We start from the raw sequence: 13,690 nt of genomic DNA, 5'->3' as shown, positions 1-13,690 counted from the left end.
GGATCAGTGGCGGGAAGCACAAAGGCACGTCGTCCCTATAAAACGAATGCAGACCGGAAAAATTAGCGAATGAGAATTTGTAGGAGCGAGCTTGTCTCCGGGCGGCGTTCCGACGATGGAGATCAACGATGACGCTGCAAGCCTGACACTCAGAGGTGTGCTCGGGCTCATCGCGAGCAAGCTCGCTCCTACAGGGTATCGGGTCAGGCAGTGACGGCCATGGCGTGCCGTCGATGGTGAACGTCGAGCTGATCCTTGATCACCCGCAATACCTTGGCTTCGTGCTCATGGATGAAGAAGTGACCGCCAGCCAACATGTCCACGGAAAAGCTGCCGTGGGTTTCCCTGCTCCAGCCGATCAGTTGTTCGGTGGTCGCGCGATCAGCCTTGCCGCCGAGCACGTGCACCGGGCATTTCAGCAGCGGACGCTGGATCGGCTCGAAACGGCCGCACAGCAGGAAGTCTGCGCGCAGGATCGGCAGCGTCAGGCTCATCAGTTCTTCGTTGGCCAGCACTTCTTCGCTGGTGCCATTGAGAGTACGCAGTTGCTCGATCAGTTCGGCATCGGTTTTCGGGTCGGCAAAACCCTGGTCGTAATCAGCCCGCATGGTCGGCGCGGCCGTGCCTGACGCGAACAGCGCCACCGGTTCCGCGCATCCCAGCGAACGAAAGGCATGGGCCATTTCGCAGGCCAGCAACGCACCGAGACTGTGGCCGAACAGCGCGTACGGCGCCTTGAGCGTGGCTTTCTGTTCCTGCGCGAGTTGCAGCGCCAGGCGCCGCATGTCGGTGTGCAACGGCTCGCCGAACCGCGCGCCGCGCCCCGGCAGTTCCACCGGTTGCAACTTGAGCCACTCCGGCAGTTTGCGCCGCCAGCGGCTGTAAACCATGGCGCTCGCGCCTGAATAGGGCAAGCACAGCAATGTCAGCTGGGTCACCGGGCTTACCTCGAAAAGTTGTCTGTAAAGAGAACGGATGAGGTCCGCAGGGAATTAGTTTGACAATGAATTGTGGCGAGGGAGCTTGCTCCCGCTGGGCTGCGAAGCAGCCCCCGATACCAACCGACTCTGTGTGTCAGGTAGCGCTTGGTTGCAGGGTTTACGACGGCTTTGCCGCCGAGCGGGAGCAAGCTCCCTCGCCACAGGTTCGGTGAATGACTTACTTAAGGTGGCGATAACTTTGGATGGCGGAACCGAGCACCACCGCCCCTGCCGCAATCGCCACCCAGAACCCACTGCGCGCCCCGAATGCATCCACCAGCCAACCCGAGCTGGCCGCGCCAATCGCCACGCCAATGCTCACCCCTGTAACCAGCCAAGTCAGGCCTTCGGTGAGTCTGGCGGGTGGCACAATGCGTTCCACCAAGGCCATCGCCACAATCAGCGTCGGCGCAAAAAACAGCCCGGCGACGAATACCGCCAGCGACAACCCGACAATGTTGGTCGCCAACAGCAACGGCAACGTAGTCACCGCCGTCGCCACCCCGCCGTACAGAAACAGGCGCGGCAGCGGCACTTTCGAGCGCAACGCCCCAAACGCCAATCCGGCCAGGCATGAGCCAATCGCATACACCGACAACACAATGCTCGCCGCCGCCGGTTGACCCTGCTGCTGGGCGAAGGCAACGCTGACCACATCCACCACGCCGACAATGGTGCCCATGGCAAGCATCAACAGCATCAGCAACTGAATCTCGCCGGAACGAATGATCGAGCCCTGATGATGTTCTTCATGGGGATGAATCGCCGGCTCGGTGTCCCGTTGCAGGACGAACGCCGTGACGCCAATCGCCAGCATCAGCAACGCCGCCAACGGCCCCGCCTCGGGGAACGCCACCACGCACAAGCCCACCGACAACGGCGGCCCAACGATAAAACAGACTTCGTCGAGCACCGACTCCAGGGCATACGCGGTTTGCAGTTGCGGCTCGCCGCGATAGACCTCGGTCCAGCGTGCCCGCGACATCGCCGACATGCTCGGCATGCAACCGGCCAGCGCGGCGAACACAAACAGCGTCCATTGCGGCGCCTGCAAACGCGTGCACAGCAACACAAGCAACAACGCCCCGCCACCGATCAGTGCCGACACCGGCAAAATCCGGCGTTGCCCGAAACGGTCCACCAGCCGCGAAACCTGCGGCGCGCAAAACGCCGTGGCCAAAGCAAACGTCGCCGCCACCGCGCCGGCCAGTCCGTAGCCGCCTTGCAGCTGCGAGAGCATGGTGATCAGGCCGATGCCGGTCATGGAAATCGGCATGCGCGCGATCATCCCGGCGAGCACAAAGGCTCGACTGCCCGGGGCTTTGAACAGTTCGCGGTAGGGGTTGGCCATGGTTCGGGTCTCGACAAGGGCCTGCAAGTTGCCATAAGGGTGCTTGAGGGGAAAGCGGCTAATTGTTGGTTGAATGTGAAGGCCTTGAAGATCAAAAGATCGCAGCCTTCGGCAGCTCCTACGTTGGAATGCGATCTTCTGTAGGAGCTGCCGAAGGCTGCGATCTTTTGATCTTCTCGCTGAACTCTCCACCGCCCAAACCAGTCTGCTGATTAAGCCCTCATCTCAAGGCGCTAACCTTCCCGCGGCATGAGCCTCTATCCGGAGTTTCGCGGCAATGGCTGATCATCATCCCGAACGACAAAGCGCCATCGACGCCCACGGCATCATTGGCGACATGCGCAGCGCGGCGCTGGTCAACGACAAGGGCAGCGTGGATTTTTTCTGCTGGCCGGAATTCGACAGCCCGTCGATCTTCTGCTCGCTGCTCGACACACCCGAGGCCGGCATTTTCCAACTGTCGCCGGACCTGCCCGACGCCCGTCGCGAGCAAATCTACCTGCCCGACACCAACGTGCTGCAAACCCGCTGGCTCAGCGACAGCGCGGTGGTCGAGGTCACCGACCTGCTGCCGATCGGCGACAGCGAAGATGATCTGCCGGTGCTGATGCGCCGGGTTCGGGTGGTCAGCGGGAACTGCCGGAAACCGAACTCTCGCACCTGTCCGGCCATGGCGGCGCCACGCCGGTGCGCATCGGCAACGGTGCGTACGATCAGGTCCAGCTCGACATCTTTGGCGAGCTGATGGACGCGGTGTACCTGGTCAACAAGTACGGCGACGCCATCTCCCGTGAAGGCTGGAAACACGCGGTGGAAGTGGTCGATCAGGTCTGCGAAACCTGGCAGCAAAAAGATGTCGGCATCTGGGAAATGCGCGGGGAGCAGCATCATTTTCTGCACTCTCGATTGATGTGCTGGGTGGCGCTGGACCGGGCAATTCGCCTCGCCTCAAAACGCTCCCTGCCCGCCCCGTTCGCCCGTTGGGACCAGACCCGTCAGGCGATCTACGCGGACATCTGGGAAAACTTCTGGAACGAAGAGTGCGGGCATTTCGTCCAGCACATCGGCGGCACTGCGCTGGATGGTTCGATGCTGCTGATGCCGTTGGTGCGCTTCGTCAGCGACAAGGATCCGCGCTGGCTCGCGACCCTCGATGCCATCGAAAAAAACCTGGTGCGCGATGGCATGGTTTACCGCTATCGCAATGACGATACCCGGATTGATGGCCTCGATGGCACCGAAGGCGCCTTTGCCGCGTGTTCGTTCTGGTATGTCGAATGTCTGGCCCGGGCCGGTCAGGTGGAAAAGGCGCACCTGGAGTTTGAACAACTGCTGCGGTACGCGAATCCGCTGGGGTTGTATGCCGAAGAATTCGACAGCCATGCGCGGCATCTCGGCAACACACCGCAAGCGCTGACGCACCTGGCGCTGATCAGCGCGGCATGTTTTCTGGACCGGAAACTGAGTGGGGAGAAGAATTACTGGCAGCCTTGAGACCGAGGCGCGCCCTTTCGCGAGCAGGCTCGCTCCCACAGGGTTCAACGATGTTCACACAATAGTGATCACGCTGAAGATCCAATGTGGGAGCGAGCCTGCTCGCGAAAGCGGTATCAGCCAAACACAAGACTTAGGGTTCAACGCAAGGCTAAAAAACCGGTGGGCAATGTAGGTCAAATTCCTACAACCACTAAACAAAACCCGATAACCAACGCACATAAAATCATTCCAACACCCGAAAATACTCTGTTGCCAGTCGTTACATCCCCACCTAACATCGACCCTCAACGGGCACAGCGGAGCTGTCCAACAAAACCCGAATTCAAGGAACCCGAATGACCCAGCGCATCCACCGCAGCATCGACTCCCCGCTCCGCTCAGGCCTGAACCGCGATGAACTGTGGGAAGGCCCCGACAAAGGCCTGATCAAATGCTGGGAAATCGGCCGCCAACGCGCCGCCCGTTTCCCCGAACTCGCCCAACAATGCCTGGCCGGTGAACTACCAGTGCTGGGCTGGAAAGGTGGCGTCAGCCGCAGCCTTAAAAAGCTCGAAAAGTATGGATCACTCAAGTACCTCGCCCAGTGGCAAGGTTTGCGCGGGGAAGATCTGGAGGTTGATTTGGGCGAAGAGCGGGCGTTGACCTGCTCGCGGACCAGGATGGTGGTGACGTTTACGCCGGATCGGGCGAAGTATTTTAATCAGGTAATGGAAACGGAAGCTTAAGGAGAAGGAAGATGGTGGACCTGCATCAGGAGTTTCAGAAAAGCGCTTTTTTCCATAAAGAACGGATAGACCGTCGCTCCGCCGATGCACTGGTGGGCATTGCCGCCGGGCTCGCCGCCGACGGCAAGATCAACCAGCAGGAGGCCGAATTTCTCAAGATATGGATCGAATCCCATCTGACGCATCTTGGTGATCCGGTGGTGAACATCCTCTACTAACGCCTCGCCAGCATGCTGAGCGATGGCGTGCTGGATGCTGAGGAATCCATCGAGCTTCTGGAGATGCTGCACCAATTTACCGGCCTTTCGGTAGGTTCCGGGCAAACCTCAACTGCCCCCACGAGCCTTCCCCTTGATCATCCGGCCCCGCCGTTAAACTGGACCGAACGAGTCTTCCTGTTTACAGGAGTCATGGCCTACGGACCTCGCAAAGAGTGTGAATCGCTGATTGTCGAGCGCGGCGGTTTGATTAGCGGCTCGGTTAGTAAGAAAGTTCACTATCTGGTAGTGGGCAGCATTGGTAACGATCAGTGGCTGCATAGCAGTTATGGAACCAAGATAAAGAAAGCCGTCGAACTTAGAGAAAGCGGTGTACCGATAGCCATTGTCAGTGAAGATCACTGGCAAAGTGTGATGTTCGGATAACACCTCTACCGGTCATCTGGAGCCTCGAATGAACAACGCCCTACAGATCCGATATGCCCAGACCCCAAGCCTGACACTCGCCTACGAACAACACGGCCCCATCACCGGCGATCCTGCCATCCTGCTCCACGGCTTCCCTTACTCACCCCGCGCCTACGACGAAATCGCCCCAACCCTCGCAGCGAAGGGCTACCGGGTTATCGTCCCGTACTTGCGCGGCTACGGCCCTACCCGTTTTAACAGCACTGACACCCTGCGCTCCGGTCAACAAACCGCCCTCGCCCAGGATCTTCTGGACTTGATGGACGCGTTGAGCATCAAACAAGCCGCCCTCTGCGGCTACGACTGGGGCGGTCGGGCTGCTTGCATCGTGGCGGCGCTGTGGCCGGATCGAGTTCGTTGCCTAGTCACTGGCGACGGTTACAACCTTCAGGACATCCCCCGTTCCACCCGGCCGCTGGACCCGGAAACCGAGCATCGCCTCTGGTATCAGTATTACTTCCACACGCCACGGGGCGTAGAAGGCCTGACCGAAAATCGCCGGGACCTATGCGAATTACTCTGGAAATTGTGGTCGCCAACCTGGATACAAGGTTCCGAGCGATACTCGCTTAGCGCGCCGGCCTTCGATAACCCTGACTTCGTCGAGGTCGTGATTCACTCCTACCGCCATCGCTTTATGTATGCCCCCGGCGACCCGGCGCTGGAATGGATCGAGGAAGCACTGACCAGACAACCACCAATCAGCGTACCAGCGATTTCCCTGTGCGGTGCCGACGACGGCGTAGGGCCCGCACCGGAAATCGACGAAGACATCGCCCATTTCACCGGACACTATGAGAGGCGCGTGTTGGCGGGTGTCGGGCACAACATTCCCGAAGAAGCGCCCGAGGCGACCGTCAGAGCATTACTGGATCTGCTGGCACGCTGAAGAGAAACATCCCACCCCACCCGCCTCAATTCATCTCAACCACCAATTTCACAGGAACCACCATGGCAAAAGACACCTCTCCCGAAAATGATAAAGACTCCATCAACTCATACAAGGAGCGATTTTCAAATCCAGAATTAATATTTTCCCGAGACTGGAAAGATGTACATAAATTAAAAAACACCTGCATCGTAACTCTTGACACAAATGTCCTCCTTGCGCCATACAAACTTCGAAAAGAAAGCATAAATGAAATTGAAAAAATATATAAAGAACTAAAAAATCAAAAAAGGATATTTTTATCAAAACAAGCAGCCAGAGAATTCGCTGCAAACAAATCCACTAAATTATCAGAAATACACAACAGCATTTACGACAGAAAAGTAAAGCTGAAACAACTTCCAGAATACCCAATACTTTTCGACCTTCCGGAATACAAGGATCTTCAAAAATCCACTAACGAACTAAAAGAATACATTGAAAAATACAACTCAAACTTAGAATCAATTGGCGACAAGATTAAAAGCTGGGTATGGCACGATCCAGTCGTCCAAATGTACAAATGTACAAATGTACAAATGTACAAAGGTATTTTTTCTCCAGAGGTAGTAGTTGAACATGAACTCACAGATGAAGAGCTGGCTAAAGATTTAATTCGTCGTGAAAAATACAAAATCCCTCCCGGTTATAAGGATGCATCTAAAGACGATAATTCAGAGGGAGACCTTTCTGTCTGGCATACGATTCTTAACTTAGGAAAAAAATACAAAACCGATATGGTTTTTGTTTCCGAAGACCGAAAACCCGACTGGTGGAACCGAAGCAACGGTAACCCGCTCGTACCAAAATATGAACTAATTCACGAATACCAAAATGTAAGCGAAGGCGCAAGCATTCACCTCCTGATACTTTCAGAATTCTTGAAAATTTTTGACGCACCTCAAGAAGTGATCAAGGAAGTACAATCAGAAGAGCAAAAATCCAAAGAAACTCAACACTCAAAAGTGAGTGACGAAATAAACTCAAGAGTACAGAATCTGCTAAAACGCCAAAGCATCATAATCAACTTAAAGATGCAAAACATTACCCGCGCCAACTGTTCACTGTGCAACAACCCCTTCGAATTTGATCTTTACAAAACAAGGATTGAACACATTATGCCTCTTAGCCAAGGAGGATCTAACGAACTCAGCAATCTTTCGTTTATATGCCAAAATTGTAACTCCCATACGGCGACAATTTAGAGAGTCTCCCTTAAATCCAAACTTAACTCACCGAAAACCGCTCGCGATAGGCTTGCGGTGTCACGCCCATGGCGCGCAGGAAACTGCGCCGCAGTGTCTCTTCGCTGCCGAACCCGCACTGCACCGCGACCCGTTTGATCGGCACGCCTGTGTCGCTGAGCAAGCGTCGCGCCGTCTCGACCCGAATCAGTTCGATGGCCCGCGCGGGTGTCTGACCGGTGTCGGCGCGGTAGTGGCGGACGAAGCTGCGTTCGCTCATGCCCGCCTGTAGCGCCAGGGTGGGAATACCCAGATCCATGGTGAGATTTTCGCTGATCCAGGCATGAAGATCGTCAAAACGACTGCCTTCCTTTTGCAGCGACAAGGTCACGCTGAACTGCGACTGGCCGCCCGGCCGTTTCAGAAAAACCACCAATTGCTGCGCCACTTCCAGCGCCATGGTGCGACCGAGGTCAGCTTCGACCATGGCCAGCGCAAGGTCGATGCCGGCAGTGACTCCGGCCGAGGTCCACACCGGGCCGTCATTGATGAAAATCGGATTGGGCTCGACCCGCAGACGTGGATGTCTCTGCGCCAACTGCTCACAACGAGTCCAGTGCGTAACCACCCGACGGCCATCGAGCCAGCCACTGGCCGCCAGCAAAAACGCCCCGGTACACACCGATGACACTCGACGGCATCCCGCCGCATGCTCACGCACCCACGCCACCAGCGCCGCATCCTCCGCCGCCGCGTAAACGCCCCAGCCGCCGGCAATGATCAAGGTGTCGCTGCCCTGCCCGGGCAACGGTTCGGCCAACAGCACCAGCCCCGCCGACGACATCACCGCCCCGCCGCCGCTGGCAATCACCGTCGGCGCGTAAGGCGGCGGCAAACCTTTCTGGCGGGCAATGTCGTTGGCTGAGGCGAATACCTGCAACGGCCCGGTGACGTCGAGTAGTTGCACGTTGGCGAAAGCGAGCACATGAATGGTCTTGGGCATGTCTGGCGTAATTCGTGGGGTAATTGGCGTATGCGCCAAATCCTACGAGCCTAGAGTGAAGCCGTCCACCCACTTCACGAGAAAAACACCATTACGTTGCAGATCGGTTTTCTGTTGTTCCCGCAGGTTCAGCAACTGGACCTGACGGGCCCTTACGACGTGCTGGCCTCACTGCCGGACGTGAAGGTGCATCTGATCTGGAAGGACCTGATGCCAGTCACCGCGAGCACGGGTCTGGTGCTGAAACCCACCGTCACCTTCGACGATTGCCCGGCACTGGATGTGATCTGCATTCCTGGCGGCAGCGGTGTCGGGCCGTTGATGGAGGATGACGAAACGTTGGCGTTCATCAAGGCTCAGGCGGCCCATGCGCGGTATGTCACTTCGGTTTGCACGGGAGCGCTGGTGCTGGGCGCTGCGGGTCTGCTCAAGGGTAAACTCGCCACCACTCACTGGGCATATCACGAATTGCTCGCGCCATTGGGTGCGATCCCGGTGAAGGATCGGGTGGTGCGCGATGGCAATCTGGTGACCGGTGGCGGGATCACCGCGGGCATCGATTTCGCCCTGACCCTGGCCGCTGAATTGTTCGATAAGGACACGGCAGAGCTGGTGCAGTTGCAGCTGGAATATGCTCCGGCGCCGCCGTTTGCTTCGGGCTGCCCTGAGACCGCGCCGGTCAGCGTGCTGGAAAACGCGCGGAAACGGGCTGCCGGGTCGTTGAAATTGCGCTCGGAAATTACCGAGCGTGCTGCGGCGAAGCTCGATCAGGTATCAGTACGCTGATCCATTCCTCGGTGCAGCCAGTGTCCGGCTTCATCGAGGACTTTCCATCGCCCACAAAAAAACCCGCCGAAGCGGGTTTCTCAAGACCATTACGACATCCTGTCAGCAGCCATCCAGGCCTATGGTCGATCATCCGTGATCCTGAGTGCATCCTGCGACTCAGTTGATGGATCCAGACTAAGCCTATTGTTGAAGCGTAAACAGACGACATACCCGCGCTCTGGTGTAAGCCATTGACCATCAAAGCCCCAAATCTGTACGCCGACATGGAATCGAGCCTGTGTGGCGAGGGGATTTATCCCCGTTCGGCTGCGGAGCAGTCGTAAAACCATTCTATGCGGTGTACCTAAAACACCGCAGTTTTCCATTTCGGGGCCGCTTCGCAGCCCAACGGGGATAAATCCCCTCGCCGCACAGTCTCGCTCCCACAAAGAAAATGGTCAGCTTTTCAGCAGACGAAAAAAAACCCGCCGAAGCGGGTTTTTCCCAAGACCATTGTCGACTCCCTGTCGGTAGCGAATCCTTGCTGATGGTCGATCGTCCGTGATCCTGAAGCGCTTCCTGTGCTTCAGTTGATGTAGCCAGATTACGCATCGGATCCAATCCGCAACAGACGACATAGTTACCGCTACGTGTAAGACATTCGCTATACCACCCCTTCCGAAAACCCTTAGACGCGTCAGGTATCGGGCCTGGAAGCCGCGAGTTTCCGGGCCTGCAGCCGCGCTTTAACCAAGGTTCGAACTGACAGCCATTACTCTTTCTGATGCTCGCGAGCCTTGGTGTTGATCTTCAGAAACTCTTCGATGTTGCTCATCTGCTCATCCCAGCCACGGCTGTCCATGCGGAACGCCTTGAGTCGGCGCGTCTGTGGAACGTGATCGAAACCGGACTCGACGACCGTCAGCAATGTGCCTTCCTCCAGGTCCTGAAGTTCGAATTTCACCAGCGTGGTGGGTTCCTGGGAGTAATCGACTTCCGGCTCGACGGCATACGGGTGCCAGCGAAACGAAAAAACCCGCTCCGGCTCGACTCGCTCCACCAGGACATTCCACAACAAATACTCATAACCGGGGTAAGTAATCTGCCCCTGAGTCCACTCACCGGCGACAAAACGCTTGCCCTCCAGTGCCACGCCAAACCACTGCCCGAACGCTTCGGCATTGGCCAGCACACGCCAGACCTGCGAGCGCGGCGCTTTAAGCAGGATCTTCCTTTCGATGCGATCTGATGCTGGGTTCATATGTCACCTCCTGTAATGAACAGTAGGCCTGTAAGACCACATGTCCAACCCTAAAGTTGTATCAATCGGGCTTATCAATCAACCCTGCCTGAAATATTCGGCCGCACATCCGTGCCAAAGTTCGGGGTTGAGAACGAGAGTCAACCGATTGGAACTGCTACCGTTTGCAGGGACGACATTGACCAGACAAGGAAGCTTCATGCAGCCCTCACTCACCGAACGTTATCGCGGCGCCCTGCTGGGCCTGGCCTGCGGTGATGCCGTCGGCACCACTGTCGAGTTCCAGCCACGCGGTTCGTTCAGGCCCCTGACCGACATGGTGGGTGGCGGCCCTTTCAATCTGAAGCCCGGGCAATGGACCGATGACACCTCGATGGCGTTGTGTCTGGCCGAAAGCCTGCTGAGCAAAAACGGCTTCGATGCCGCCGACCAGATGGGCCGCTACCTCAATTGGTGGCAATGGGGTTACCTGAGTTCAACCGGGGAATGCTTCGACATTGGCATGACTGTGCGTGATGCCTTGACCCTGTATCAGGAAACCGGCGAACCCTTCGCAGGTTCAACCGATCCCTACACGGCGGGAAATGGCTCGTTGATGCGGCTGGTGCCGGTGGTTTTGTACTATTTCCCCGACAACGACCACATCAGGACATTTTCCGCGAACAGTTCCCGCACGACCCACGCTGCGCCAGAGGCTATCGAATGTTGTCAGTTGTTCGCTGAGCTGATCTGCAACGCATTACAAGGCGTGGCCAAGGCGGATCTACTCAGCTTGCCGGCCACTTCATTCCTGGAACCCAAAGTCGCGGCCATCGCCCGAGGCGATTACCTCGTTAAACCTGAAAGCGATATCCGGGGCAGCGGTTACTGTGTCGCCTCACTGGAAGCGGCGCTGTGGTGTTTTCATCACACCGACAGTTTCGAAGCCGCCATTCTGAAAGCCGCCAACCTGGGCGATGACGCCGATACCACCGCAGCCATCGTCGGCCAGTTGACTGGGGCTTTTTACGGTGTACAGGCTATCCCCGACCGTTGGTTGAAGAAGTTGCACATGCACGAGGAAATCGAAGCTTGCGCAGATCAATTGCTCAAGGCTTCAACCGCCCCCACCGCAAGCGGATGAGGCTTCGCTAAACTGCACCTCAACTTTTTCTGTCACAGCGAGAATCCCCATGCACTCACGCTTGCTTCTGGCGCTGACGCCGTTGCTGTTCACCACCGTTGCCCATGCCGTCGATTGCGCCAACGCCACCGACCAGGCCACGATGAATCAATGTGCGGCGCAGCAGAACAAGGCGGCGGACAAGGAGTTGAATGCGCTTTACCAGCAGATCACCGCGCGTTTGAAGGGCAGTCCCGACAACCAGAAGCTGTTGGTCGGCGCCCAGCGGGCCTGGATTGGGTTTCGGGACGCCGAGTGCAAGTTTTCCGTGTCAGGGGTTGAGGGCGGGAGTGTTTATCCGTTGATTTACAGCAATTGCATTACGGATCTGACCAAGGCGCGGGTGGGGGCTTTCAAAATTTACTTGAAGTGTCAGGAGGGGGATTTGAGTTGTCCGGTGCCCGGGGTTTGAGGCTTCGGTGATCTTGAGGGCCCCTTCGCGGGCAAGCCTCGCTCCTAGTGGATCTACAGTGTGATCACAATAGTGTGAACATCATCGAACCCTGTAGGAGCGAGCCTGCTCGCGAAGGCGGCTTCTCAGGCGCCGCAACTACCGGACAAATATCTGCGCCGTAGTAATCGCCATATCCCCAACCGGCAATTTGATGCTGCTCACCTGTTTCAGGCTGTCGGCATCAAAAATCGCCACATCGTTAAAGGTCCCCGCCAGGTAAATCTTGCTGCCATCCTTGTTGAAGGAAATGCAGTAGTAGGAATGATCCAGCGTCGCTGCCTGCAGCATTTTCTTTTCCTTTATGTCGTACTTCGCCAGGCGATTCAGCACGCCGAACATCAGGTTCGGGTCCTTCGGCGAGCGCATGCCGCTGAAGTAGATTTCCGTCAGCGGGCCGAAGTCGGTGGTTTCGGTCTTGCCGGTTTTCAGGTCGATGCTGAACAGCCCGTAAAGGTACTCGGCGGTTGCTGGATCCTGCTTCTTGTCCTTGAACTTCGCCGCGGTGTAGAGCAGTGAAAAGTCGTGACGATAAGTCTGCTGGTTCCACACGTAGAGCACATCCGGCGGCGCACCGCAGACGGAGGCAAGAGAAACGTCTGCGATGAGCAAGACACGGAGCGTGCCAGCTTGCCGATTACCTTTTTTATCAAGCGGTTGCGTGAAGTTGACTGTTGTTGGCCCTGTCTGATCGAGAGCGCCTGCGTCTAATATCGCGACAGGTGTTGCAGTCTGAGACAAGCATAGATGCCGGGACCGGAACAGCTCATCGCCCGAAGATTGACGGCAGTCCCCTTCGGGCGCGAAATAGTTGTTCACCAATTGCCAGTCAGGGAGTCACAAAATGGCAAGCATCACTGTCCTGGCGGGGGACTTTCTGCAGGGTGACGGAGAGTACAGAGACGACGTTTTCACCCTGAGAACGTCGCTTCACCCGTGGCCCGGCATCACCCTGCCCATCTCCTCGTTCAAAAGCGTGGAAGTCGCCAACGAGGATTCGATCAACAACATCAAGGACGCCATCGGCTTCGGCGTCGCCGGCGCCATGCTGCTCGGCCCCATCGGCGCGATTGCCGGTTTCATGCTGGCAGGGAAAGAAACCGAAGTGACCTTTCTGGCAACGCTGAAGGACGACAGAAAGCTGCTGGCTGCCGTGGATGGCCACACATTCGACGAGATTTCCCGGAAAATCGCGGCCTGATTGCTCAGCGCGAGCCGCACCGGGTTTCAACGGTGCGGCTTGACGACGGTTCAGATTGAATAGGTGGGATGAATGCTCTTGTGCGCCTCGATCTCCTGGCGCATGTCCGCCACCAGCGTGGCGATGGCATGGGGACTGTCCAGTGTCCATAACGGAACGTGGGTGGCGATCAGGTCCACTTTGCCCGTCATGCAGTCACAGACCCGGATCGTCAGGCACTGGTCTGCCTCCATGTTGCACGTGCACACGGCGGGCAGAAAACTGTGTTCGATGATGTTTTGAATTTCCAGGGTTGAAAGGAACATCGTTACCTCCCTTGCACCACATGTGTTGCCGGATGAATGGTCCGTCATGTCACCCACCGAGCCAGAAAATTCTAATCCTCAATGGTGGGGGTCTCAAGGTCGCAACCCGGTTGTTCGTCGTCTCGGCCACTGTCGCAATTTGCGAAAGAAATCGCGACCACCGTCATTCCATTGCGTCCTGCCATACC

Annotated in this window: 12 protein-coding genes and 3 pseudogenes; 9 read left to right on the top strand and 6 right to left on the bottom strand. The window is 57.0% G+C overall.

All coding sequences use genetic code 11. From position 1 onward, the window contains the following. Nucleotides 1-203: 203 nt before the first annotated feature. Together ACYZTL_RS24510 and ACYZTL_RS24505 are read right to left on the bottom strand one after the other, a co-directional pair. Entirely contained in the window at nt 204-938 is a 735-nt protein-coding gene (locus ACYZTL_RS24510) for a thioesterase II family protein (protein ID WP_461953892.1), read from the bottom strand. 220 nt (nt 939-1,158) lie between these two features. Next, entirely contained in the window at nt 1,159-2,331 is a 1,173-nt protein-coding gene (locus tag ACYZTL_RS24505) for an MFS transporter (RefSeq protein WP_461953891.1), read from the bottom strand. Between the two features lie 277 nt (nt 2,332-2,608). Between ACYZTL_RS24505 and ACYZTL_RS24500 the strand changes: the two are divergent. From ACYZTL_RS24500 to ACYZTL_RS24480, 5 genes and pseudogenes are all read left to right on the top strand, one after another. Next, a pseudogene (locus tag ACYZTL_RS24500) lies at nt 2,609-3,825 on the top strand (glycoside hydrolase family 15 protein). A 338-nt stretch (nt 3,826-4,163) separates the two neighbouring features. Then, on the top strand, nt 4,164-4,553 hold the full coding sequence (locus ACYZTL_RS24495; RefSeq protein ID WP_461953890.1) for a hypothetical protein: 390 nt from the start codon (nt 4,164-4,166) through the stop codon (nt 4,551-4,553). Between the two features lie 11 nt (nt 4,554-4,564). After that, nucleotides 4,565-5,197, top strand: a pseudogene (locus ACYZTL_RS24490) (BRCT domain-containing protein). 28 nt (nt 5,198-5,225) lie between these two features. After that, on the top strand, nt 5,226-6,128 hold the full coding sequence (locus tag ACYZTL_RS24485; RefSeq protein ID WP_461953889.1) for an alpha/beta fold hydrolase: 903 nt from the start codon (nt 5,226-5,228) through the stop codon (nt 6,126-6,128). A 62-nt stretch (nt 6,129-6,190) separates the two neighbouring features. After that, nucleotides 6,191-7,372 carry a PIN-like domain-containing protein gene (locus ACYZTL_RS24480; RefSeq protein WP_461953888.1) on the top strand — a complete coding sequence of 394 codons (1,182 nt, stop codon included), beginning with the start codon at nt 6,191-6,193 and terminating at the stop codon, nt 7,370-7,372. A 22-nt stretch (nt 7,373-7,394) separates the two neighbouring features. On the opposite strand, the gene ACYZTL_RS24475 is transcribed toward ACYZTL_RS24480, so the two are convergent. Continuing rightward, nucleotides 7,395-8,354 (bottom strand): GlxA family transcriptional regulator, encoded by a 960-nt coding sequence (locus tag ACYZTL_RS24475; protein ID WP_461953887.1) that lies wholly within the window; start codon nt 8,352-8,354, stop codon nt 7,395-7,397. Nucleotides 8,355-8,444: 90 nt separating this feature from the next. On the opposite strand from ACYZTL_RS24475, the gene inhA reads away from it, so the two are divergent. Next, nucleotides 8,445-9,140, top strand: coding sequence for an isonitrile hydratase (gene inhA / locus ACYZTL_RS24470; protein WP_461954369.1), 696 nt, complete (start codon nt 8,445-8,447; stop codon nt 9,138-9,140). A 754-nt stretch (nt 9,141-9,894) separates the two neighbouring features. Here inhA and ACYZTL_RS24465 read toward each other — a convergent pair. Further along, the gene (locus ACYZTL_RS24465) at nt 9,895-10,383 is read right to left on the bottom strand and encodes an SRPBCC family protein (RefSeq protein ID WP_461953886.1); all 489 of its coding nucleotides are present in this window, start codon (nt 10,381-10,383) and stop codon (nt 9,895-9,897) included. Between the two features lie 199 nt (nt 10,384-10,582). Between ACYZTL_RS24465 and ACYZTL_RS24460 the strand changes: the two genes are divergently transcribed. After that, nucleotides 10,583-11,506: an ADP-ribosylglycohydrolase family protein gene (locus tag ACYZTL_RS24460; protein ID WP_461953885.1), complete on the top strand. Its 924-nt coding sequence runs from the start codon at nt 10,583-10,585 to the stop codon at nt 11,504-11,506. Between the two features lie 49 nt (nt 11,507-11,555). Further along, nucleotides 11,556-11,957, top strand: coding sequence for a lysozyme inhibitor LprI family protein (locus ACYZTL_RS24455; RefSeq protein ID WP_461953884.1), 402 nt, complete (start codon nt 11,556-11,558; stop codon nt 11,955-11,957). Between the two features lie 138 nt (nt 11,958-12,095). On the opposite strand, the pseudogene peaD reads toward ACYZTL_RS24455, so the two are convergent. Then, a pseudogene (gene peaD / locus ACYZTL_RS24450) lies at nt 12,096-12,563 on the bottom strand (quinohemoprotein amine dehydrogenase subunit beta); the annotation flags it as partial. A 277-nt stretch (nt 12,564-12,840) separates the two neighbouring features. Here peaD and ACYZTL_RS24445 point away from each other — a divergent pair. Beyond that, nucleotides 12,841-13,197, top strand: coding sequence for a hypothetical protein (locus ACYZTL_RS24445; RefSeq protein ID WP_461953883.1), 357 nt, complete (start codon nt 12,841-12,843; stop codon nt 13,195-13,197). A gap of 50 nt (nt 13,198-13,247) precedes the next feature. Here the strand turns inward: ACYZTL_RS24445 and ACYZTL_RS24440 are convergent, their stop codons facing one another. Further along, nucleotides 13,248-13,502, bottom strand: a complete 255-nt coding sequence (locus tag ACYZTL_RS24440; protein WP_461953882.1) for a DUF1652 domain-containing protein — start codon at nt 13,500-13,502, stop codon at nt 13,248-13,250. Nucleotides 13,503-13,690 lie beyond the last annotated feature (188 nt).

The sequence above is a fragment of the Pseudomonas sp. LB3P81 genome, assembly GCF_054897965.1.
Note: the sequence above shows the minus strand (reverse complement) of the source record. Positions and strands in the feature narration are given on the sequence as shown.